Origin of the sequence: Pseudonocardia alni (assembly GCF_002813375.1) — a bacterium.
In the GTDB taxonomy this organism is placed as follows: domain Bacteria; phylum Actinomycetota; class Actinomycetes; order Mycobacteriales; family Pseudonocardiaceae; genus Pseudonocardia; species Pseudonocardia alni.
Genome location: NZ_PHUJ01000002.1, coordinates 142,882 through 164,311, shown reverse-complemented (window position 1 = coordinate 164,311; position 21,430 = coordinate 142,882). Strand labels below are relative to the sequence as shown.

Sequence of the window (21,430 nt, the reverse complement as noted above, 5' to 3'; positions counted from 1 at the left end):
GTCGTGCTGCTGTCAGATTACTTCTCCTAACCGCCTCACGTGCATCGCCACCGTGCCGGTAGCTCAGCTGAGTGGCGTCGCACCGTGTACTGCGATCGGACTGGGTGGATACGTGCACGGGAGTACAGAGCGGCAGCGGCGTTGCCAGAGCGAGCCTGTCGTCGCAGGCCGTCAGGGCCGAGCCGCAGCTAGATTGACGGTAGTGATCGGCAACCGCATTCGCCGGCCGCCTAACGCGACGGCGTCCCATCAGCCGTCCGGCTGCCCCCGGATGCGGCTCTTCGCCGCTGTCCAGTTGGTCGATCAGCGGCGAAAGGACACGTGGATGTGGTCGTAGTGCCCGCCCACCGGATCGGCGGCGTCGTACACCCCGCCGCCGGTGTAGTCACTCCACCGACCGGGACCCTCCTGGGGCCGGAGCCAGATCTGACCCTGCCAGATGATGTAGGAGACGTCGAGCGCGACGGCGTTGCGCCGGAACCACTCGGCGATCACCCAGCCGTCATCGACGTCGCGGCCGGAGGCGAAGCTGCCGGCGGGTCCGGGGAACAGGTCGCACCCCTTCCCCAGGGGGTGATCGCTGGTCGGGTTCGCCGGGCGGTCGGCGAAGCACCGTGTCGAGGTCAGATACGTGGTCTCGCTGAGCGCGCCAAACGCGGTCTGCACCTGCTCCAGTGCGAACCGCGTCGTGGGGGTCACACAGCCCCGGGAGGTGGGGTCGTCCTCGGTGCAGCCGGCTGGGCGCGGCCGCGGGTCGTCGCCGATCACCGCACTCAAGGGGTCGGCGCAGCTGCCGCCGTCCGCGGTCGTGCGTGCCCCGGTGGTTCGCGCCGCCCCGTCACCGACCTCGGTGAGCACGTTCGCGGCGGTGTCCTCCCATTTGGCGTAGGCGGTCGGGAACGCCGAGCGTTGGACCGCCTGGGCGGCCTCCCACAGCTCCATGTCGGCCCATCCGGTGATCTGCAGCAGGCGGTCGTAGAAGATCGCGGCCGAGTACCGGGGATCGGTGACCTGCTCGGCCGAGCCCCAGCCCATCGACGGGCGTTGCTGGAACAGCCCGAGCGAGTCACGGTCGCCGTAGTCGAGGTTGCGCAGGCCGGACTCCTGCAGCGCGGTGGCCACGGCGATCCACACAGCCCGCTCCGGGACCGCGCGGTCACGGCCCACCGCGACGATGGTTGCGGCGTTGGCCAGTTGCTCGGCGCCGAGTCCGCTGGGGCCGGTCGCGGAGATGGGCACGGCCGCTGCCGGGGGCAGGCACCCCGGCCTGATCGCTACCGGGGTGAGGAAGTGCCCCATCGTGATCCGGACCAACACCAGCCCCGCGGCGAGGACCCCCACGACGACACCGACCGCGAGCAGCCGAACACCCAGCCGCCGCAACGCCACGGCGGCGTGTCCGAGGCCGTTCACCGCCCCATGACGGACGCGCCGCTCGGTGGTCGTCGCGGACGGCTGGGCTTGTCCGCTCGTGCGGGGGTCACCATCGTCGGGCGGCCCCGGGCAGGTCGGCCAGCGGCCGCGTCGTCTCCACCGGCGTGGGAGTCGGCGGCTGCCGGACAGCACCGATGGCCGGTAGCGGGCGGGTAGGGCTGTCGTCGTGCTGGCCGACCGCCCACAGTTGGGTGGTCGGGGGGTCGCCATCCGGTTCGCTCTGCGCTGCTCGGGTGTCCTCGGCGGGTGCGGTGAGCAGTCCGCGCCGATACAGCACCGCGAGGGCAAACCCGGACAGAAGCCCGATCACCAGTAACACCAACCACGGAGCGTAGGGGGCGCCGAGCGAGCGGGCCAGGTCGATCGCCCAGCCCGTCCCCGCGTTGCCGAGCAGGATCCCGACCCCGCACACGGTGTTGTAGAAGCCGTAGTGGGTGGCGACGAGCCGGTTGCGGGCGAGCCCGACGATGGTGTCCATCTCGAACGGCAGGACCACGGCGGTCCCGATCGCGAGCAGCGCCGCGGTCGACAGCAACGCCGTCACACCCAGCACCGTCGCGATCATCGCGTTGACGTCGGGCAGCGCGACCAGCAACCCGTCGGCGGCGAGCAGCGGCACGAAGGCCACGCCGAGCATGACCAGGCCCCGGCTCAGCGAGCCCGCCGGCCCCCACCGGGCACGACACCAGGTGGTGACTTTCATCTGGGCCGCGATGGTGACCCCGCCGGACACGACATACAACGCTGTCACCAACGCCGTGCCCAGGTTCCCGTCGCCGGCCAGGGTTCGGGCGTGCAACGGCAGCGCCAGATACACCTGATACGACAAGACGTAGGTGCCGATCATCGCGACCGAGAAGGGCAGGAAGCCCCGGGTCGTGGCGACGTCGCGCCACTGCGCGAGGATCGGGCGCCGATCGGCGTCGCCGCCGCCGTCACCGCGGCGGGCCGGCAGGGCCCGGATCTGGAGCACCGTGAGCACGGCGAACACGGCGGCGGCGACCAGGCAGGTGACGGCGAAGTCGATGCCGGTCAGTGCCAGTCCGACGATCGGGCCGATCAGGATGCCCGCTTGGTAGAAGATGCTGAACAGGGCGAACGCCTCGACGCGTCGCTCACCGGTGTCATGGGCGATGTAGGCGCGCACGGCCGGGTTGAACAGCGCCCCGGCGAATCCGGTCGCTGCCGAGGCCACGACCAGGGCCGGGACGTTGTCGACCAGGCCGATCAGCGTGAATCCGCCGGTGCGCAAGGCGCAGCCGGCCACGATCATCGGCTTGTAGCCGAATCGGTCGGCCAGGCTGCCCCCGACCAGGAACATGCCCTGCTGGGAGAAGTTCCGTACCCCGAGGATCACCCCGACCATCAGCACCGAGAGCCCGAGCCCCTGGGACAGGTGGTCGGCCAGGTACGGGATGAGCATGTAGAAGCCGAGGTTGATGGTCAGCTGGTTGAGCAGTAGCAGCTGGACCGGCCGGTCGAAGGACCGGTATCTGTCGAGTACCCGCATCAGCTCTCGCGTCCTGCAGGCTGGAGCACGGTGGCACAGCGGGTCCAGCGGTGGACCTCGACCGCGTCGGGCCGGTCGATCTCGTCCGGGTCGTGCAGCGGAGGGGCACCGACGGTGATCCCCTTCGCCGCGCAGAACTCGTCGTTGTAGACGGTGTCGAAGTAACGCTGCGGCCCGTCGGGGAAGATCGCGGCAATCCGGGTGTCCTGCGGCCGGGTCCGGGCGAGCCAACCGGCCACCATGCCGACCGCGCCCACGCTCCAGCCGCCGCTGGCATAGCTGGCACACGCCATCGCCCGGCATGCCGACACTGCTTCGTCCGCCCCGACCCAATGCACTTCGGAGAAGATGCTGTGGTCGACGTTGCGCGGATGGATGCTCGAACCCAGCCCGCGCATCAGCCGCGGCCGTGCCGGCTGCCCGAAGATCGTCGATCCGACGGTGTCGACCCCGACGACCTCGAGGTCAGGTAGGTGCCGGCGCAGAGCGCGCGAGATTCCCGCCGAGTGGCCGCCGGTGCCGACCGAGCACACCAGGACGTCGATGTGGCCGAGTTGGCTGCGCAGCTCGTCGGCCAGGGTGGCGTAGGCGCTGACGTTGTCGGGGTTGTTGTACTGGTCGGGGCACCACGCGCCGGGATGCTGGTCGAGGATCTCGGCGACGCGCTCGCGACGCGCCTGCTGCCACCCACCGCACGCTGCAGCGGCCTGCACGGTCACCACCTCGGCGCCGTAGGCACGCAGCAACCGGTACATCAGCGGTTCCATACCCGGATCGGATACCAGCGTCACAGGGTGGCCGAAGGCGATACCGGCCAGTGCCAGTCCCAGGCCGAGCGTGCCGCTGGTCGATTCGACGATCCGGGCACCTGGCTGCAGGTCACCGCGCTCGCGTGCCTGTTCGACCATGTGCAGGGCGGGGCGGTCCTTGATGCCGCCGGGGTTGGCGCCCTCGAGCTTGGCCCAGAAGCCCCGCCCGCTGGGGGCGAACGGTGCGTCGATCCACACCGTCGGGGTGGACCCGACGACGTCGGTCAACGTCAGGCAACGCCGGGGCGCGACGCCTGGGCGATCAAGGGGAGCAGTGGTGAAGGGCAGAGACATGCCAGACCTCATTCAGGCGCAGCGCTACGCCGCGCCGGGGAGCAGTGATGGGACGCGAGAAGAAGGCGCCTCGGGGCGATAACCCCAGGGCGGCCGCATCTAGGTCCGTGAGATCTGCGCCAAGGTCAGGTGGTCACGCCCGGCGGCCGGCCGGGCGGGTGTGGTCTGGACCGCGCTTACCGTCCACGGGGGTGCACGAGGTGCAGCCACCATGCCAACGGCGATACCAATTGCTGATACGACGTCGGGCACGGCGGGACGCTCCCCGCGAGCCGTCAGAGTCGACTCGTCATGGCCACCGGCGTCGTGGCATACCGGAGCGTCGTGATCCGAATGCGGCGCGGTGCCGCTATCGGCCTCGGTCTCAGCGTGATGGTGCTGCCCCGACGGCTGATCGACCGCAGCTGTCGCGTACGGCTGCGGTCCCGCGGACTGCGCCGGTGGTCCGTCGGCAACGAGTTCAGGCTCGTGGGACGACGCCGGGTGCAGCCCACACACCAGCACCATCGCGACCAGAGCGACAAAAAGGACAAACCGTCGGGTCGTGAGGCCCTGATGCCGCGCCTTCAACACACCGACGGTCTCGCTCACAGTGACCGAACCGTACCAACGCCACAGTCACGGTAGCGCGCGGAGTTCAGACCCAGGCACGAGGCTCGCTCTCCTGATCGAAGCCACCACCTCGCCCCTGCCCCCTGACCGCCGGCGTCGACGGCCAAGAGCTGACCGAAAGCCTGAGCACGCCCGCTCGAGTTGGGGCGGGCCAACCCGCTGGTGTCCTCTGGCGCCAAGCTCGTGACCGACCCGCCCATGTCCGCTGCCAGCCTCAGCGGGTCGCCCCCACGCCTGGTGGCTGGGGAGCCCGCGCGGCCGAGACACGATGCGCTGCTGCAATCGGGACCGACCCTCGAAACGTCGAGGTCGAGCGACACGGAGCGAGATCGCACCGGCCAGCCTGACCTGTGCCGTGTCACGCCGGGTTCCCATCTGGGGTTCGTCGACGGCGGCGTGGCGTCTGTGCTGGCTGTGGGCGCAGAGGGATTCCGGGCGGGTGGGCAGGGCGTGGTTCGCGACAGTGGCGTGATCCGGATCAGAGCACTTGGTCTTGAGCTTCATCAGGGAGTACTGGGCTGCCGGGGGATCGCGAGGGCGGACACGCCTGCCGCAACCAGCGCTGCTGCCGCCGCGAAGCCGAATGCCTGCTGGTAGCCGATGGTCCCGGCGCCCGCGGCAAGGCTGAGAGCGGCGATGCTCGACACCGTCGCGACGCCGACCGAGGCGCCGAACTCATGGAACGTGCTGAGGAGGCCGGATGCGATGCCCGCCTCGTGTGCCTCGATCTGGCCCAGCGCAGTCGCGGAGGCGACCACGAACAGCGTGCCGATGCCAAAGGCGCCGAATGAAACCCCAATAGTGGTCGCGAGGGTGGTGGGCCAGAGGGCGGGCACGAGCAGGCCAACGGCGGCGACGACCATGCCGGCGGCGCCGAGGGCGCGGGCGCCGAGTCGTGCGATCAGGCGTCCGCCGAGGTTCGCGCCGGTCATGGTCGCGACCGCGATCGGCAGAAACAGCAGGCCGGTCGTCAGAGGTCCGTGCCCGGCGGACTGCTGGAAGTAGAAGGTGCCGAGGAAGAACACCGCGACCATCAGCGCTGTGGCGATGAGGATGACGAACACCCCTGCGCTGACAGACCGGCGGGCCAGCAGTCCCAGGTCCATCAGCGGCGACTCCGTAGTCCGCTGGCGCCACCCGAACATTAGGTAGAGCACGACCGCGGCAACCGCTGTGGTCAGTGTCGCTGCGCTGGTCCACCCCTGTTCGCCCGCGACAGTGAGGGCGTAGATCGCCGAGCCAGTGGCTGCGGTGACCAGGAGGGCTCCCAGGACGTCGAGCGCGGGGCGGTGCCCGGACGGCGGCGGCAGCGGCGGCAGGATGCGCAGCAGCCCGAAGAGCACGATGAAACCGACCGGAATGTTGAGGAAGAACACCCACGGCCATCCCGGCCCGGCGGTGATCAGCCCGCCGAGCAGGACTCCCACAGCGGCGCCTCCGCCCCCGAGCGCGGACCAGATCCCCAGCGCCCGGTTCCGCTCGTCGCCGCTGAACAGCCGCACCACCACCGACAGCGCCGCTGGGGACAGCATCGCCGCCCCCAGCCCCTGGGCGACGCGTCCGGTCAGCAGTACCCCGCCGTTGTCGGCCAGGCCGGCCATGAGCGAGCCCGCGCTGAACACGAACAGTCCGGCGTAGACGACGGGACGAGCGCCGAACAGGTCCGCGCCGCGACCGCCGAGAAGCATTAGCCCGCCGAACGTGAGCGTGTAGGCGGCGACGACCCACGTCACCGCTTCACGCGACAGCGCGAGGTCAAGGCCCATCTGCGGTAGCGCGACCGCGACGACCGTGACGTCGAGGATGAGCATGAACTGGGCCGTGCCCAGTAGTGCCAGGGCCGTCCACCGTCGGGGGTGGCCCCCCGTAGTAGTTGGAGGGCGAGCTTCGGACGTGTACATCGACGCGCTCCTAACCTGAACATCAGTGTTTGATTTCGGCGCTGGTACCGTAACTCATACACTGATGTTCAGGTAGTGGGGGGTTATGGTGAGGACCACAGCGGCCGTCGGGGCCAAGCGGGCCGACGCCGTCCGCAACATCGAGCGCGCTCTGGACGCGGCGGTGACCTGCCTGTCGGCGCGCCCGAGCGCGACGATGGCCGAGATCGCGAAGCAGGCCGGGATCGGTCGGGTCACCCTCTACGGGCACTTCGCGTCCCGCACGGAACTCGTCGACGCGGTCGTGGCCAGGGTCGTCGAGCGGGGCGACGAGGCGCTGGCGCAGGTCGACCTCGACGGCGACCCGCGGGCCGCGCTCGAGCGACTGATCAGGAACAGTTGGCGGCTCGTCGACGAGGCGCGGACTGTCGTCGCCGTCGCCGAGGCCGAGCTGCCTCCCGAGCGGATAAGGAGTCTCCACGACAGCCCTGCCGCACGAGTGCAGGCCCTGATCGAACGCGGCCGCGACGATGGATCCTTCCGCGACGACACGCCCGTGACGTGGCAGATCGCCGTACTGCATCAGGTTCTGCACGGCGCAGGTGCCGAGGTCGCTGCTGGCCGTGTGGCCCCCGCGGACGCTCCCGACCTCATCACGGCGACTGTGTTCGATCTGCTCGACCGTCGTTGACAGCACACGTAGCAACCCAGCGCTCACCAGCTGGGCGAAAACCCGCTCAGCGCCGCGCGGCCCGGGCCTACTGCGGCCGAGCTCACAGGCCTCTCCGGCCGCAGTGTGACGCCTTGCAGCGAAGTCCAGTTAAGGACCGCGGAGGGCCGCTTCCGCCACCCCAGCTGGCGCGGTATGCGTCCGGACCTCGGACCGGACGACCTCGATCCGGTGTGATCGTCCGGTCTCGGGGTCACCCCCGGGACGCGGCGACGTCCAGATCCCAGAAGTCGTGTCCGGCCCCCTGAGGCCGGCACACGACGCGCTCGTAGTCGGTCAGGTAGCCCGTCAGATCGGGCTCGATCAGCTCCGGGAAATCGGAACCGAACTCGCCGCGCTGAGACCACCGCACACCGATGCTGTCGGCCAGGCTGCGCTGCAGCGCGACCTGGTAGCAGCTCACGATCGCAGGGGCGGCGGCCCAGACCGCGGCCAGATCGACCGGCCACTCATGGCCCACGTGATCGACCCCGGTGCGGGCCAGGAGCAGGTGATGATGCGGCCGCGCAACGTCACCCAGCACGCGCCCGTCGCGGGCCGCGACCAGGAGGTGCGTCACCGTGGCGAGAGGGATGGCGCCAGCCTCGAACGCACCGACGGACGTGCGCGAGGCCCGGAGCCTCGTGTGGTGCCCGACCTTGAGCAGGGCAGCGCCCGAGAGGTAGTCGAGCGCTGCCGCCAGGCCGGTGTCGTGGGCGTGCTCCACCGCGTCGGCGAGATCGCGGTGACCACCCCGGAGCGCCTCCGTGTGAAGGATGCCCACCGTCAGTGGTGCTGCCAGATACAGCTCGACGCTGTCTGCAGGCTCGCGATCCGGAGTGGTGAACTGTGATCGGGAGAGCGCGGCAGAGGTGTCGACCACGGCGCACCTCCCTTTCCCACGTCACAGCATCGGTGAGCAAGGGTAGCGCAGCTTTCGGCCGGGAAATGGGCGCAGAACGGCTGATGGGCGGCCCGTGAAGGACCGCCCATCAGCCAAGAGAGTGTGTCGACCGAGCTACTACGACAGCGGAGCCGGGAGCCACGCCTCGGTAGGCGTTTCCTGCCGGCGGGCGCGCCGAGCCAGATCGTCATGGAAGCCGATCTGGTAGGCCGACCACCAGTGCTGCGGCAGAGCGAGCATCTTGCGCGGTGTGCTCCCCGGCTGGGCAGGCGCCGGCCCGGCGGGCAGGGCCCGTCCCTGGTGCTTCCCGGGCTCGCAGCGTTCCTCCGCTCCGCCGCTCGCGATGATCTCCGCGAGCCGGGCCAGCACCGCCGGCCGCCACCTGGTGTGCCATTCGGCGGTGATGTGCGGGTGGGTGCCGGGCAGATAGGACTGCACGTGGGCGCTGCGCAGCCAGGACAGCTCGACGACGGCGGTGAAGTGCAATGGCCAGCAGTCCGGGAGCTCGTTGCGCGTGATCCCGTAGATCGGGACGAGTACCTCCCCCACCCAGCGCGCGAGCGTCGCCCACTGCTCCTTAGCGTCCTCGACGGAGAGCTTCGCCCAGTCGACCGGAGGGTTCTCGGCCTTCGCGTGCTCGGCCAGCATCTCGGTGACCGCGCCGCGGAGCTGCTCGAGCTCCGCGGTCACGGCGGTCCCGAGCGCCTCCAACTCCGGCGCGAGCCGCTCCGACACCGTCGAGGCGAGGTCGGCGTGCGCGGCACGCAGCTCGGTGAGGTCGCGGTCGACGGCGTCGACCCGCTCACGCAGCAGGCGGTGTCGGCGCACGGCTGCGGCATCGGCCTCGTCCTGCAGCTCCTGCTCGGTCTCGTGGCCCCAGCCGTCGCCGGTGTCCTGGTTCCCGTCGTTGCTCATCAGCTCATCGCCCCGGCTCGAGTGCGGATCGGCTCGTCTCCCGGCGCCCACTCCTCATGAGCAGGGATCGGATCATGGACCGGCGGGACCGTCATCCCGGGCCCTCTGCTCATCGACCCGGTGGCAGCCGGGCGGAGCTTCCGCCGGGCACGACGAATCTGCTGGAAGCCGGGCACGAAGCGAACGATGGCGGCCTGAGGGCCGATGCCGACCACGAAGGCGTGCCAGCGGGGCAGCTTGTAGAGGTTGCCACCGGAGACCACCTCGGATGTCTCCCAGGTCTTGTCGCCGCCCTCGGCGTTGCGCCGATCCCACCGAGGCCCGGCGAGGTAGGCGAGGCGCTCCAGGTCCTCCTTGCTCGCAACGCCGGGCAGCACCACCTTGGTCGGCAGGTTGTTGAAGATCGTCGATGCGGCGTCGTCGCCCCAGCGGCTGTTGAGCTGGGCGAGGTCCTGCAGAACGGCGACGATCGAGATGCCCCATCCGCGGGAGTCCGCGGCCCAGTGGTCCAGGGGCACCGGGGTGGTGTTCGCGACCTCGTCGAGGAACATCGCCAGTGGCGGGGAGAGCCGACCGCCGCGGGTCGCGGCCACGATCTTGGCCGTCTCGAACACGGCTTCGGTCAGGGCGGTGATCAGGGGCGCGATGCGGCGATCGCCCTCACCCGCGATGACGTAGAGGGTGTCGGTTCCCGCGACGAACTCCGCCAGGTCGGTCTCGCTCTCGTCGCGCGGGGTGCACGCCTCGGCGACCGTCGCGTTGTCCATGAAGCTGACAGCGGGAAGGACTGCGGCGAAGTAGCCGGAGCGCTCGTTCGGCGCGGCGTTGAGGTGGCGGCGCAGGCTGTCGAGCCACCCCATCGGGACGTCGGCTTCGTACTGCTCCAGCAGCTCGACCGGGGTCGAGTCGTCGGCGTTCTGCGCCCAGGCCTGAACGTTCGTCATCGTCCGCCCGGACAACGCCGCGGCGAGCAGGTAGCAGCGGACGATCTCCGACGCCTTGTCCGCCCAGAACTCCTTGGATCCGGAGCCCGCGGCGCCGCCGCCGCCGCGGACCAGCGCCCGGGCCCGCTTGTCGGCGACCGCGCCGTCCGTACAGCCGCTGAGGGGGTTCCACGCGAAGGTCGACCGACGACCACCGAGACCGGTGGGATTGAAGACCCGCACCGCGCCGTGCTGGGCGCGGAAGTCGGCGGTGAGGTCGAACAGCTCGGTCTTGGTCGAGGAGACGTAGGCCGCCCCGGGAGCATCGAGCACGAGGCCGACCAGCATCGACGTCTTGCCCGAGCCAGGAGGACCCAGCATGAGGATCCCGCGGGTCCACGCCGAGAGGACACGAAGACCCCTGATGAGGAGGGGGCCGGTGACCAGCCGTCCGAGCATGGCGCCATGGCGGTTGACCGGCCGTGCGGCGGTCCCGTCCACGCGGGGGGCCGGCGGGTTCACGGCCCGGGTGGCGCGCCTGGTCGCCGCCTCGACGTAGGACCGGACACCCATCCACCCGCCGTGTCCGTAGAGCCGCCGCACCCGCGCCGCAGGGCGCTGCCACCAGAGCAGGACCCCGGCGCACGCGGTGACCATCGCTGCGGCGACCAGGGCTGACGGGGCCCCGGCCACCACGACGGAACCCACGGCCGCGACGGCAGTGAGCAGCGGTCCGGCGAGCGCGCGCTGGTGACGGCGACGTTCCTCGGGGCTGGCCAGCCACGTCGCAGCCACCGCTCCCGCGGTAACGAGAAGGCCGAGGCAGACGACTCCCAGGGTGAGCAGCCCGTCGGGCACCGCCCCGTTCATCGGGCCGGCTCCTGCTCGACGGTCGAGGCCGCGGAGACCGCCCGTTCTCCCTCGCCCCACTCCTGCAGCAGCGCGTGGACCTGCTGCGCGACGGCCTTCTCCCGGACGAGGTACTTGCCGATCGCGGTGATGCTCGGCAGCCCGGTGGCGGGCTGCACCTCGAGTCGGCCGTAGGCGACTGCGATCCGGACACGGGTGGCCAGACGCACCAAGGACACAGTCTCCTCGTCGAGGCGGCTGTTGCCGGTGACGTCCTCGCCGACCTCCACCAGGATCTCGGCCAGGAAGCCCGTCACGAGAGGCTGTAGGACGACGGCGATCAGGATGAGCACCGGGGGCGCCAGGTGTGCGAGCAGCACGGTGGCGCCCTGCCAGGTTCCGGTGATGGACAGCACCGGGAAGGTGTTCAGTGCGATCGACGCCAGCAGTAGGCCCGCTTCGACGGCGTAGACCTTCGTGCGGTGCTCCTTCGAGGGGAACTTCCGGCCGAACCGGGCGGCCACCGCGGTGACGGCCATGAGCACGATCAGGGGGACGGAGAAGATGGGCTCGGCCAGGTAGGCCAGCGCGGAGCCGTCCGGCCCGACCAGCGCGTTCTTCACCCCGGCCGAGGTCCAGGCCACCCCCGCGACCGCGACCGCGATCAGGCCCGCTGAGGCTGCGGAGGTGACGCGCTGCAGGCTCGCCAGCCGCGAGGTCGGATCGAGCATCCGCTGTCGGCGCGAGAGCGCGCGGCGGTGCCAGATCTGATCGTTGACGTCGCGCGCGGCGATACGGTTCTCCGCCCGCACCTGTGCGAGCTGGCGAGCCTGCTCGCTGCGGACGGTGGTGTAGATCTGGCGGCGACGGCCGCCACGGATCTGACGAGCGAGGCGGCGCTCGCGCCGCATCTCCCCAGGGGACTGGCGGGCCAGCCACGCCGGATCACGCTGCAGCTCGGCCTCGCCGCGTGCGGTCTCCAGCTCCGCGGCCATGCGGACCAGGCGGTCGTCCGGTGCCGGAGCCTCCTCGCCGTCCTGGCCGAGACGCGCAGCCGGTCCGTCGACGACGGCCGAGAGCTCGTCCGTGGTGTCACTAGCGGCGATCCAGCGCTCCAAGGCACCGGTCTCGTTGCGGGAGGGGTTGGTGATGGTCATCGCTCCTCCATCGAGGTGCAGCGGCGGGCCGGGACTGCGTTCGCGGTCATGAGCACGAGGGCGCCATCCCCTCGAGTCGGGCCAGCCGGCCGAGCAGCGCGTGGGCCCAGGTGGCCACCGAACGGCGCTGCCTCCGGCTGTCCGCTGCGTGCTCGTCCGGCCGAGGCACCAGTTCGACGAGGCAGCCGCGGCAGCGGCGCTCTGCAGGCGCTGAGAGCGCTGCGACGGTGAACACCTCGTCGCACAGCGCCCGATAGCGACCATCGGGCTGCCCGAGGCCGAGCTCGGCGTCGGAGACCTGGTGCTCGATGCCGGTCACGCTGATCAGTGCGACGGTGTCGGGCATCGCCGTACCGTCGATCCGGCTCACTGCGCCGCCCCCGTCACAGTGCGGGCCTCGACGGGCTGCGACCCGGACGAGGACGGCGCGGCCGCGGCGGGTTCTGTCGTGTCCAGCGCCCGGAGGCGGCGGCGGATCCGTAGCTCGCGGCGGACCGCGCCGATGGCGGCGGCGCCCCCGGCGACGGCCGCGACCGAGGTGATCTGAGCGCTGAGCGGGAGCAGGGACATGAGGAACGCTCCCCCGCCGAGGCTCACTGCGATGAGGGTGGGTTCGGTCGTGCTGGGGCCTCGAAGGTGCCGTGGAAAACTGTTCATCGGGTCGTGCCTCCTGGTCTCTATGCACCCGGGATTGGTCGATCCAGGTCCCGGCAGGTGTGCCTGCACCTGCCGGGACCGTCCGCTCGGAGGGACAGCCCGCTGGGGCTGCGCCGGGCGGGAGACGAGGCGGAGGGGACCCGCCGTCGTCGTCTCCACCAGCATACGCAATGATAGTCTGCGTACGCAAGTTGACCTGCGGTACGTCGCCCCGCACACTGATGCCGTCACGCCGCATCGGGAGGGGACCCCGTATGAAGGTCACGACCTTGATCACGACCGCCGACGACTGCCCCAACAAGTGGGACTGCCCGTCGGTCCACGACCTCGACGTCGACCCGGAGAGGAGGTACGTCGTGTCCAAGCAGGCCACCGCCGCCGAGCACGCGGTGTTCCGCGACCTCCTCGAGGCCGGCGACATCGTCGGCTGGCTACCAGCCGGGTTCCTCGACGAGCGCAACGCACTGTTCGACCGGACCCGGCACGTGGCCGGTGAGGTGCTCGACCCCGCCCGTCGCTACGTCATCACCTCCGCCGTGCGGGACCCACTGGTCCTGGCGCACTTCGGAGACCTGGTCTCCCGCAACGAGCAGCTCGGGACCGTCCCGGCACGGGATCTGGCGGTGATCGCGTGACCGAGTACCTGGACAGCCTCGGTCGCTTCATCCTGTCCCGCTACGCAGAGCCGGGCGACACCCTGACCAGGATGGAACGTCTGCCGGCCTACGCGGTGAGCTCGGACGGCGGGGACTTCGAAGCGTGGAAGACCGGCGCCTCCGCACCGGTGTCGGCGGCGCGCGCAGAGACCATCGAGGATCTGCGCCAGGAGCGCGAGAACGGTCAGGTCCGGCGCCGCGTCCGGATCCTCTCCGCGGCGTTGACCGACTACGAGCGGTACTCGATCGAGTTCGGATACCTGCAGAACGTCGAGGCCGGGGAGGACGTGCGCGTCCTGCGCCACGGCGAGCACCCCATCCCCCAGCTGCTCGACTTCGACTACTGGCTGATCAACGACCGGGACCTCGCCCGCATGCACTACGACGCCGACGGCCAGTTCCTGGGCGCGGAGTCCGCGCCACGGCTCGTGCGCGAGGCGCGGCGGGAGATCTCGGCGTGCTGGGACGTCGCCGAGCCGGTGACGACGTGGTGGCACCGCCATCCGGAGCTGCACCGGCAGCTGACACGATAGGAGCCCGATGCCCGCCTCCCGCGACGACGCCACCCGGCCGAGCTGGGCCAGCGCACTGCGCACCCTTCGGCTCGGTGTGCGCCTGACGCAGCCGGAGGCAGCACGCGCAGCGAACCCCTTCCTGTCGCCGTCGGACAAGCCCATCACGCAGCAGGACGTCTCCCGGATCGAGCAGGGCGGACAGTTCCCGGACGACGCGGTGGTGACGGCCCTGTGCCGCGCCTACGGTGCCCCGGCTCAGGCCGCGGAGATCGAGGCCGCGGTGCGGGAAGCGCGGGAGCGCCGCAGCGATCGCCGTCTGGTCGTGCAGCGTGGGAACACGCTGCACGCCCAGCAGCGGTGGCGTCGCATCGAGGGCGAAGCGCAGAGCGTCGACGCGGTCCAGACCGGGATGGTCCTGGGACTCCTCCAGACCCCCGCCTACGCGGCGCTCGCGATGCAGGTGGACCAGGACCACCCGGCCGTCGCGGACCGGCGCAAGAGGTTCGAGGCGATGCTGACCGATCCCAACCGTCGGTACCGGCTCGTGCAGACCGAGGGCTCGCTGCGGGTGCAGCTCGGCTCACCGGAGCTGATGGCCGAGCAGCTCGACGCGCTCCGAGCCGTTTGCGAGGTGCCGCACGTCGACCTGCGGATCCTGCCGATGCAGCGGCCGGTCGCTGAACCGCTCACCGGCGGCGGGTTCCACATCTACGACGACGTCGTCGTGCTGGGGCTGGAGGTCGCATCGGCCGACATCAACGATCCCGCCGACGTCGACTACTTCCGGCGGCTGTTCGAGCAGTATCACCAGGCGTCGGTCGGGGGCCGCGCGGCCGCCGACCTCATCGGGGAGCTCGCGGAGGGTTATCGAGCCCTCCTGCTCCCCCACTGACCCGCCGCGGACCGGTGGCCCTGAACGGCTCAGCGCCTCCGGCGCTGCCCACGGCCGTACGCGGCCTCCAGCGCGACAGCGAGCAGCACGCTGCGGGAGCTGGCTCCCGTGCGCTCGACCTGCTCGTCGATGACCGCGAGCTCAGCCGCCGTCGCTCGGAAGGTGAACGGGACAGTCCGGTCGCCCGGAGTCGCCGCACGCTGGCGGGTCCGGCTGGCACGTCCGGCGAACAAGCTGTTCGCCGGACGGTCCTGGCGATGCTGGCGGGCGACCATGTCGGCAAGCTGCTGTTGGGTCCGGTCGACCGCGTCGAAGACCAGATCGGCGTTGGTGCAGCGCTGACGCTTGCGGAGACCGTCGAGGGTGTCGCGCAGGGTCGGTGAGACATAGATGATCGATCCGGAGGTGGCCTCCGCGCCCGCGGAGTAGGCGTCAGTGCCCCCGGCCGTGGCTCCAGGCTCGGGAACCGGCGCGGCGCCCCCGGACGCGCTGGGCTGCTCGGGCTCCGTGGCGGCGCGCTGCGGAGCGGCCGGCTCGGGCTCGCGCGCGGGTGCCGGCGCTGCCTCCGGCGCAGGCGCCTGGGGCTCTCGGGGCGTCGCCTGCGGCGTCGTGGAGGGGGCGGCGGGGCGGCGGCCCGGGGAGACGAGACTGCGAGCGGACTTGCCGAAGGTGTCGTTCAAGCTCATCACTGCGCTCCTTCTGCAGAGGGCATGGTCTCCGCGGCTTCCTCGGCCTCGCGGAGAACGGTCAGGACCTCCAGGGCGAGGTCGCGGTAGTCGCCCGCCACCGAGGCGGCGGTCGACGAGATCCGGGACCCACGCTTGCCGTCCCGTAGCTCCTGCCACCAGGCCGGCTGGGCAGCGAGGTCCTCCTCCAGCTCGTGCGCGAGACGCCCGAGCCGTCGACCGTCCTGCGCCGTCTTCTCACTGAACCGGATGAACGCGGAGAACAGCGGGGAGTCTCCGCCGAAGGCGGACTCCAGCTGAGCACGCACCTCGTCGTGGATGCTGGTCGACCGCACACCGGTGCCGAACAGAACAGCGCCCAGGAGACTCAGCCCGGAGTTGTACTGCTTGGCGACGTTGAACCGCTTCGCCACGTTCTCCATGCCGTCGAGGCCTGCGCCGTCGCTGCGCGTCGGAATCAGGATCCAGTGAGCGGCATACAGACAGAGATCGACCAGGAACGTCGCCTCCGGTGGTGAGTCGATGACCACGAAGTCGTAGTTGGGCGCGACCGGAGCGAGGGCGTTCGCCAACGCCAGATTCGCCGATGGACCCTCGCGGCCCATCCGGGTCACCATCCAGGCCACCAGGTCGTCGAGCTCGGTTCCGCCGGGCGCGACGTCGAGGCCCTGCCGGACACCGGGGATCGGCATCAACGCGGACCGGCCCGTGATCGCGTCGAAGAGGTTGCGACCGTGGTCGTCGCTCGGGGTGTCCCGATAGCCGAGATCCCGTGCGACGTTGGCCTGGCGGTTGAGGTCGACGAGCAGGCAGGTGAAGTCTGCGGCGGCCAGCTGCCCCGCTAGGTTGACCGCCAACGTCGTCTTACCGACCCCGCCCTTGTCGTTGACGAGTGCGATGGTCCGCGAGAGTGCATCTTCTCGTGCCAGCTGCTCGGCGTGCCTGGCCATCGTCTCTCCTGTCGACATCGCCACACCCTAAGTCACGCTCGGTTAGAGGCTGCCGCGGGCACGCATCTGCTCATGGAGGCCTGCGCGCAGCGAGCGGAATAGGTGTACGGGGTCATCAGCGGTCCAGCAAGGACCGACACGCCTGCGCCTGCTGCGTCGCGCTGAGGTGCGTTGACGGTCTGTCAGGCACGTGTGCTGACGACGGCGTGCGCGGCTGCACGTAGAGCGTTGTGCGGAGGTGTGGCAACAAGCAGGCAGGCATGTGCGCCGTGCAGCGGCAAAAGATGCGGTGTTGTTTGCCCGGATACTTGTGCAGAGCCAGACAGGTACGCTTAGAGCTGCACTAACAGGCTAACAAAACTGCGTTGCTAGATGCAGTGGAAAGCGTCGTAGGTCATGGAATGTATGACACGGTTGGTACGGCTAATGTCAATGCTGCTGCCAGTGCCTCTGCTGCATCAGTGACTACCGTGTACCTGTGATCAGTGCTGACCGCAGGTGCTAGGTCATGTGTCAGTGCTGTTGTCCTAGCTATCACTAGTGCTATCGCTTGAAAGTGTTCTGAGCTGCAGTGATGCCCGAGCGAGCGACGCTACTGTGCCCGGGTCGGACGAGCTGGTCGCTCTGAGATGGGTAACCCCGCGAGTCGATCGGAGGGCGCCCCGACCGGACGGTCTCGACATCGTCGCGCAACTGGCCACCATCCTTTCGATCGTAGATGTCAATTGTACGTCCTACAATTGCTCGCAAGTGTCGGAAAACGATGATCGTCGCTCCCCGCTCGACTGTTCGCACCGCCGACGGCCGGAAAGTAGGGACGGTCTCCCTGCTGCGAGTCGCGCCTCGGCCCGACCCGAAGAGTCCGGTCGGGGACTGAACGCGGTCGCGTTCGTGGTCGCCCAGGATGGACGACAACCACTGCAGCGTCGACCCGTCCTTCAAGCCGCCCCACACCGCCATGAGGGCCGAGTTGTCGAGCAACATCGTTGCTCTGTCCCGACCGAAGGTGTTGTCGAGCTGGGCCTTGGACTGAGCAGCCCAGTGGATCAGAACTCCACGACCGGCGGAGTCAGCCAGCGTCGCCGGCAGGTCGGGAACCGGGGTCGCCGAAGGCAGCTCGTCGAGCACCACGGTGGCTGGTGGATCCAGTCGTTCGCTGGGGTAACGCAGTGCCATCGACCGAGCTGCGTCGATCCACTCCTCAGCGAGCGCCGTCAGCACCGGTGCGATCGCGCCGTCCTCGCGCTGGCCCGCGATGAGGTACAGCGTTCCCCCCAGCCCGATGAAGCGCTGAGCGTCGAACTCCTCCCCAGGCCCAGGCGAGCACAGCTCGCTGAGCGTCGAGTCCTGGAACGGCGCCAGGACTCGACGCACGCTCATCCACACGGCGTCGGAGGTCTCCGCGACCATCGACATCTCCGCTCGGAGATTCCGCGCGCGGTCGGGGAACTCGTACTCGAGCAGCTCGATCGGCTCATCGCTGCGCGAGAGCCCCCACCCCACGACTCGTGCGATCCCGTGCCCGCCCTTCGCAGCTGCCACCAGATAGGCAGCCAGCACCCCCACTGCGCGCTCACGGAAGACCCGGTCGTTGCCGGCGCCCGTCCCCCCGCTCGACTCGACGAACACCGCGGAGGCCTCGACCATCGTGCGCGCTCGTCGCTCTGCGACCTCGAACCGTTCGCACCCCGCCACGGGCGACCAGCGCAGCTTGGCCGGCCACTGAACCGTGCCCGTCGCGTCGAACACCAGGATCGGCCCGGGCATCTGTCGCCGGGAGCGGGCCATCGCGGTCAGCATCAGGAGGTCCGGCTTTGTCGTGCTGCACAGCAGGGCGCCGGGCGCCGCGAGACAGATCGGGGCCAAGAACCGGCGTGACTTCCCAGTCTGTGTCGGGGCGAGCGTCCCCGACGGGTTCTCGAACGGGGCGTAGAGGTGTCCAGCAGGGCCTTTCGGAAGCGGGATGCCGATGTCCTCCGCGACCGCGGACCTCCGCTCGACCGCGGTGAGTCCCGGCCGGGTGCGCTCCGCAGCTCGCCGGCAGGCTTGAACGGACAACTCGCGCCTGATCTCTGCCCGCGTCGCGTGCCCTGCTGGTGTCGGCCCCCACCGGCGCCAGGACGCCAGCCCTCCCACGACCAGGATCAGGATCAGGCTCGTCTCCAGGACGGCCGCGACGGCCCAGAACAGGCCGCGCGCACCGTCGACGGCGGTGGCGTGCTCGGCGTCGGACAGCAGGTGGAGTCCGAGGACCGCCGCGAGATCGGCCAGCGTCGGCCACGTAGCCGTGGCTGAGATCCCGCTGGCGATCCAGAAGGCGAGCTGCAGTAGCCAGAACGCGGCGGTCGCGGTGGCGGCAGCGGCGATCGCGGCGGCAGCAATGACCAGGTCGGTGTCGGACTCGCCGCTGCCGCGGCCGCCGATCATCGCGCTCCCTCCGCCGTCTGCGCCTTGTCCTCGTCGGCGTCCGGCTGAGCTCCGCGCTCTGGCCCCTCGGATCGCGCAGGTGCCCGGTCCCCTCCCGACGTAGACGGGCCGGTCCACGGGCCGGTGATGGCGAACAGGGTGCCGGGCTGCTGGATCCCGGCGAACAGCACTGTCCCGTCGGGGGAGAAGGTGGGGCCGGTGAACTCCGAGCCCATCTGGCTGCGGGCGATGGGGTAGGCGGTCCCGTCGTCGGTGGCGCCGGCGAGGTGGTTGTCGCCGTCGCCGTCGGTCGACACGATCAGCCCGCCGAACGGGGCGGCGACGATGTTGTCCGGTGCCTCGACGGTCTCGCCGTCGGCTTCCACGGCGAACACCGTGGTCAGGGTCAGGCTGGAGGCCTTGGGGTCGTAGTGCCAGATCTGGCCGCGGTGGGAGTCGGAGAAGCTGGAGACCAGGTAGGCGCCGGGCGCGCCGTCGTGGTCGGCCCACCAGGCGCCCTCTAGCTTCTTCGCCCGGGTGATCCCGTCGAGCGAGCGCACCGGGCCCTGGGCTGCGTCGCGGTCGGTGACCGGCACCCACGTGACGGTGTAGGAGGTGCCGACGGTGTCGGCCTGGTCGAGGTCGGCGACGACCTTGCCGGACCGGTCGGCAGCCGCCATCGCGGCGAGCTCCCCGGCGCCCGCGTCGAGGGCCTTGAGCGCGCCGCTGCGGCCGCGGAACCCGGTGGGTGGGGTCCAGCGGTAGACGGTGCCGTAGGGGTTGGAGGTGTCCTCGGTGAGGTAGATGGTGAGGGTGTCGGGGTCGACGCAGCAGGCCTCGTGGACGAATCGGCCGAGGGCTTTGATCGGCTGCGGGTCTCGGTTGGCCTGCAGGTCGACCGGGTCGACCTCGAAGACGTAGCCGTGCCCGTCGTTGTCGGTCTCTTCGCAGGTCAGCCAGGTGCCCCAGGGGGTGACGCCACCGGCGCAGTTGGTGGAGGTCCCGGCGAGTGCGACGGTCTCCCAGATGAGCTTTCCGTCGGGGGTGGTCTTGACGACGGTGCAGCCGCCGCCGGCGTCCTCGCGCCAGGTGTAGCCGCGCAGGTGCGGGACGGCGCCGTCGTCGTCGGGGCCGCCGCGGACCTCGTGGTTGAGCACCACGAGCACGTTTCCGTCCGGGGCGGGGAACGCGGCGGCACCGTCGTGGATCCCGGGGGAGGCGTGGTCGGAGTAGAGGCGGGTCTTCCCGGCCTGGGTGACCACCCGGTAGGAGAACCCCTCGGGCAGCGCGAGCATGCCCTTCGGGTCGTCGACCAGCGGCCCGTACCCGGCTGCAGCACCCGGCTGGGCCGCGGTCGTGGCGCGACTCAGCAGACCGTGGACCGGGCCGGACACGGCGACACCGAGACCGACCTGCCCTGAGCTACGTAGGAACTTCCGTCGGTTGATCAGCACGGGTCCTCCCGGGGAGCGGCTGCTGGTGATGTCAGGCGAGGGGCGGCGGTCATGAGCCCGCGGCCTCGGCGAGGGCTGTTTCAGCGCGGGCAGCGGGGACGGGCGCCGGGGCCGGTGCACCGGCGGGGCCGGCGATGTGGCGGACGTGGGTGATCTTGTCGGCCCAGTCCGAGAGCGGCTGCAGGATGACTCCGGTGCTGGAGTCGTAGGCGTTGACGACCAGGCCGTTGCCGACGTACATGCCGACGTGGCGGGGGTTGGTGGGGGAGCCGAGCGAGCCGGGGATGAACACCAGGTCGCCGGGGGCGATGGTCGCGGGGCTGGCGGGGGTGCCGGCGTTCTTCTGGTTGACCGTCCCTGCGGGGATCGGGACGCCTGCGGCGGCCCAGGCGGCGAGCATCAGCCCGGAGCAGTCGAAGCCGTTGGGTCCCTTGGCGCCCCAGATGTAGGGCTTGCCGAGCTGGGCCAGGGCGTAGGTGACCGCGGCGCGCTGTGCGGGGTCGGTGGGCGGGACGAACCCGGGCGGGAGCTTGGTCGGGTCGATGTTCGACGGGGCCAGCGGGACCCCGGCGCCGCCCTGGTCGGGGCAGGCGAACGCGGTCGAGGCCAGCTGCACGTCCGGTGCGGCACCGGGTGCGGCGGGGGCGGGGTTGTCCGGGCCGACCCAGAACCGGTCGACCAGGGCTGCGGCCGGTGCTTCCTGGGGGGCGTAGCGGTCGGGGAACGCCGAGCGCTGCACCGCCTGCGCGGCGGTGCCCGGCGGCATGGTCGCCCAGCCGGGCAGGGCGATGAGGCGGTCCAGGAAGATCCGGGTCGCGTAGTCGGGGTTGAGGACCTGCTCCGGTGAGCCCCAGCCCTGCGAGGGCCGCTGCTGGTAGAGGCCCAGGGAGTCGCGGTCGCCGTGGCTGACGTTGACCAGTCTCGATTCGACGATCACGGTGGAGATCGCGATGACCGCGGCCCGGCGCGGGAGGCCGCGCTGGACGACGATGTTGACGATCGTGGCGGCGTTGTCGGTCTGCTCAGCGTTCCAGTCGGTGCCGCCGATCGTCTGCGACCCGCCGCCGAGGCCGCCATCGCCGCCGCAGCCCCCGCCGGGGAGCGCGCCCCCGGCGACGATGGTCAGCATGCCCACGCCCATCGTCAGCACGGCGCCGGCGAAGACGAGGATGACCGCGCCGACCGCCAGGGCGATGGTGCTCTTCTTCTGGTCCACCG

At 70.6% G+C, this 21,430-nt stretch carries 20 protein-coding genes; 4 read left to right on the top strand and 16 right to left on the bottom strand.

Going from position 1 to position 21,430, the window contains the following annotated elements; genetic code table 11:
• Nucleotides 1-303: 303 nt before the first annotated feature.
• The 5 genes from ATL51_RS01285 to ATL51_RS01270 form a co-directional block, all read right to left on the bottom strand.
• A complete protein-coding gene (locus ATL51_RS01285; RefSeq protein ID WP_100877357.1) occupies nucleotides 304-1,413 on the bottom strand; it encodes a hypothetical protein in 1,110 nt (369 codons plus the stop codon).
• 67 nt (nucleotides 1,414-1,480) lie between these two features.
• Nucleotides 1,481-2,944 carry an MDR family MFS transporter gene (locus ATL51_RS01280; RefSeq protein ID WP_100877356.1) on the bottom strand — a complete coding sequence of 488 codons (1,464 nt, stop codon included), beginning with the start codon at nucleotides 2,942-2,944 and terminating at the stop codon, nucleotides 1,481-1,483.
• Nucleotides 2,944-4,047 (bottom strand): PLP-dependent cysteine synthase family protein, encoded by a 1,104-nt coding sequence (locus ATL51_RS01275; RefSeq protein ID WP_392567352.1) that lies wholly within the window; start codon nucleotides 4,045-4,047, stop codon nucleotides 2,944-2,946. The genes ATL51_RS01280 and ATL51_RS01275 overlap by 1 nt, the downstream gene beginning before the upstream one ends.
• Nucleotides 4,048-4,146: 99 nt before the next feature.
• A complete protein-coding gene (locus ATL51_RS27920; protein WP_157818181.1) occupies nucleotides 4,147-4,638 on the bottom strand; it encodes a hypothetical protein in 492 nt (163 codons plus the stop codon).
• Between the two features lie 524 nt (nucleotides 4,639-5,162).
• A complete protein-coding gene (locus ATL51_RS01270; protein WP_226369791.1) occupies nucleotides 5,163-6,470 on the bottom strand; it encodes an MFS transporter in 1,308 nt (435 codons plus the stop codon).
• Nucleotides 6,471-6,723: 253 nt separating this feature from the next.
• On the opposite strand from ATL51_RS01270, the gene ATL51_RS01265 reads away from it, so the two are divergent.
• Complete coding sequence (locus ATL51_RS01265) at nucleotides 6,724-7,230, top strand: TetR/AcrR family transcriptional regulator (protein ID WP_301548837.1); 507 nt, start codon at nucleotides 6,724-6,726, stop codon at nucleotides 7,228-7,230.
• Nucleotides 7,231-7,462: 232 nt separating this feature from the next.
• Here the strand turns inward: ATL51_RS01265 and ATL51_RS01260 are convergent, their stop codons facing one another.
• From ATL51_RS01260 to ATL51_RS01235, 6 genes are all read right to left on the bottom strand, one after another.
• Nucleotides 7,463-8,131, bottom strand: coding sequence for a hypothetical protein (locus tag ATL51_RS01260; protein ID WP_100877352.1), 669 nt, complete (start codon nucleotides 8,129-8,131; stop codon nucleotides 7,463-7,465).
• A 138-nt stretch (nucleotides 8,132-8,269) separates the two neighbouring features.
• Nucleotides 8,270-9,067, bottom strand: a complete 798-nt coding sequence (locus ATL51_RS01255) for a hypothetical protein (protein ID WP_100877351.1) — start codon at nucleotides 9,065-9,067, stop codon at nucleotides 8,270-8,272.
• Nucleotides 9,067-10,860: a type IV secretory system conjugative DNA transfer family protein gene (locus ATL51_RS01250; protein WP_100877350.1), complete on the bottom strand. Its 1,794-nt coding sequence runs from the start codon at nucleotides 10,858-10,860 to the stop codon at nucleotides 9,067-9,069. Before ATL51_RS01250 ends, ATL51_RS01255 begins: the two co-directional genes overlap by 1 nt.
• Complete coding sequence (locus ATL51_RS01245; RefSeq protein ID WP_100877349.1) at nucleotides 10,857-11,996, bottom strand: hypothetical protein; 1,140 nt, start codon at nucleotides 11,994-11,996, stop codon at nucleotides 10,857-10,859. The genes ATL51_RS01250 and ATL51_RS01245 overlap by 4 nt, the downstream gene beginning before the upstream one ends.
• 46 nt (nucleotides 11,997-12,042) lie before the next feature.
• Nucleotides 12,043-12,342 (bottom strand): hypothetical protein, encoded by a 300-nt coding sequence (locus tag ATL51_RS01240; protein WP_157818180.1) that lies wholly within the window; start codon nucleotides 12,340-12,342, stop codon nucleotides 12,043-12,045.
• Between the two features lie 20 nt (nucleotides 12,343-12,362).
• Nucleotides 12,363-12,593, bottom strand: a complete 231-nt coding sequence (locus ATL51_RS01235; protein ID WP_075329623.1) for a hypothetical protein — start codon at nucleotides 12,591-12,593, stop codon at nucleotides 12,363-12,365.
• Nucleotides 12,594-12,907: 314 nt separating this feature from the next.
• Between ATL51_RS01235 and ATL51_RS01230 the strand changes: the two genes are divergently transcribed.
• From ATL51_RS01230 to ATL51_RS01220, 3 genes are read left to right on the top strand one after another with little or no spacing between them, the layout of a single operon-like run.
• Nucleotides 12,908-13,288 (top strand): hypothetical protein, encoded by a 381-nt coding sequence (locus ATL51_RS01230; RefSeq protein WP_100877347.1) that lies wholly within the window; start codon nucleotides 12,908-12,910, stop codon nucleotides 13,286-13,288.
• On the top strand, nucleotides 13,285-13,842 hold the full coding sequence (locus tag ATL51_RS01225; protein WP_100877346.1) for a DUF6879 family protein: 558 nt from the start codon (nucleotides 13,285-13,287) through the stop codon (nucleotides 13,840-13,842). Before ATL51_RS01230 ends, ATL51_RS01225 begins: the two co-directional genes overlap by 4 nt.
• A gap of 7 nt (nucleotides 13,843-13,849) precedes the next feature.
• A complete protein-coding gene (locus ATL51_RS01220; protein ID WP_100877345.1) occupies nucleotides 13,850-14,716 on the top strand; it encodes a Scr1 family TA system antitoxin-like transcriptional regulator in 867 nt (288 codons plus the stop codon).
• A gap of 29 nt (nucleotides 14,717-14,745) precedes the next feature.
• On the opposite strand, the gene ATL51_RS01215 is transcribed toward ATL51_RS01220, so the two are convergent.
• From ATL51_RS01215 to ATL51_RS01195, 5 genes are all read right to left on the bottom strand, one after another.
• On the bottom strand, nucleotides 14,746-15,402 hold the full coding sequence (locus ATL51_RS01215) for a hypothetical protein (RefSeq protein WP_157818179.1): 657 nt from the start codon (nucleotides 15,400-15,402) through the stop codon (nucleotides 14,746-14,748).
• Nucleotides 15,402-16,352 (bottom strand): ParA family protein, encoded by a 951-nt coding sequence (locus tag ATL51_RS01210; RefSeq protein ID WP_100877388.1) that lies wholly within the window; start codon nucleotides 16,350-16,352, stop codon nucleotides 15,402-15,404. Before ATL51_RS01210 ends, ATL51_RS01215 begins: the two co-directional genes overlap by 1 nt.
• Nucleotides 16,353-16,895: 543 nt before the next feature.
• On the bottom strand, nucleotides 16,896-18,779 hold the full coding sequence (locus tag ATL51_RS01205) for a type IV secretory system conjugative DNA transfer family protein (protein WP_100877343.1): 1,884 nt from the start codon (nucleotides 18,777-18,779) through the stop codon (nucleotides 16,896-16,898).
• Nucleotides 18,776-20,152 carry an alkaline phosphatase PhoX gene (locus tag ATL51_RS01200; protein WP_301548836.1) on the bottom strand — a complete coding sequence of 459 codons (1,377 nt, stop codon included), beginning with the start codon at nucleotides 20,150-20,152 and terminating at the stop codon, nucleotides 18,776-18,778. The genes ATL51_RS01205 and ATL51_RS01200 overlap by 4 nt, the downstream gene beginning before the upstream one ends.
• Before the next feature lie 109 nt (nucleotides 20,153-20,261).
• Nucleotides 20,262-21,428, bottom strand: a complete 1,167-nt coding sequence (locus tag ATL51_RS01195) for a C40 family peptidase (RefSeq protein ID WP_100877387.1) — start codon at nucleotides 21,426-21,428, stop codon at nucleotides 20,262-20,264.
• Between the last annotated feature and the right edge of the window lie 2 nt (nucleotides 21,429-21,430).

Bases quoted from the DNA above. Each gene is read 5' to 3' on its own strand.
- ATL51_RS01230 (WP_100877347.1), top strand. From the start codon at position 12,908: ATGAAGGTCACGACCTTGATCACGACCGCCGACGACTGCCCCAACAAG.
- ATL51_RS01280 (WP_100877356.1), bottom strand. From the start codon at position 2,944: ATGCGGGTACTCGACAGATACCGGTCCTTCGACCGGCCGGTCCAGCTG.
- ATL51_RS01210 (WP_100877388.1), bottom strand. From the start codon at position 16,352: ATGGCCAGGCACGCCGAGCAGCTGGCACGAGAAGATGCACTCTCGCGG.
- ATL51_RS01270 (WP_226369791.1), bottom strand. From the start codon at position 6,470: ATGCTCATCCTCGACGTCACGGTCGTCGCGGTCGCGCTACCGCAGATG.
- ATL51_RS01240 (WP_157818180.1), bottom strand. From the start codon at position 12,342: ATGCCCGACACCGTCGCACTGATCAGCGTGACCGGCATCGAGCACCAG.
- ATL51_RS01255 (WP_100877351.1), bottom strand. From the start codon at position 9,067: ATGAGCAACGACGGGAACCAGGACACCGGCGACGGCTGGGGCCACGAG.
- ATL51_RS01245 (WP_100877349.1), bottom strand. From the start codon at position 11,996: ATGACCATCACCAACCCCTCCCGCAACGAGACCGGTGCCTTGGAGCGC.
- ATL51_RS01215 (WP_157818179.1), bottom strand. From the start codon at position 15,402: ATGAGCTTGAACGACACCTTCGGCAAGTCCGCTCGCAGTCTCGTCTCC.
- ATL51_RS01205 (WP_100877343.1), bottom strand. From the start codon at position 18,779: ATGATCGGCGGCCGCGGCAGCGGCGAGTCCGACACCGACCTGGTCATT.
- ATL51_RS01220 (WP_100877345.1), top strand. From the start codon at position 13,850: ATGCCCGCCTCCCGCGACGACGCCACCCGGCCGAGCTGGGCCAGCGCA.
- ATL51_RS01275 (WP_392567352.1), bottom strand. From the start codon at position 4,047: ATGTCTCTGCCCTTCACCACTGCTCCCCTTGATCGCCCAGGCGTCGCG.
- ATL51_RS01250 (WP_100877350.1), bottom strand. From the start codon at position 10,860: ATGAACGGGGCGGTGCCCGACGGGCTGCTCACCCTGGGAGTCGTCTGC.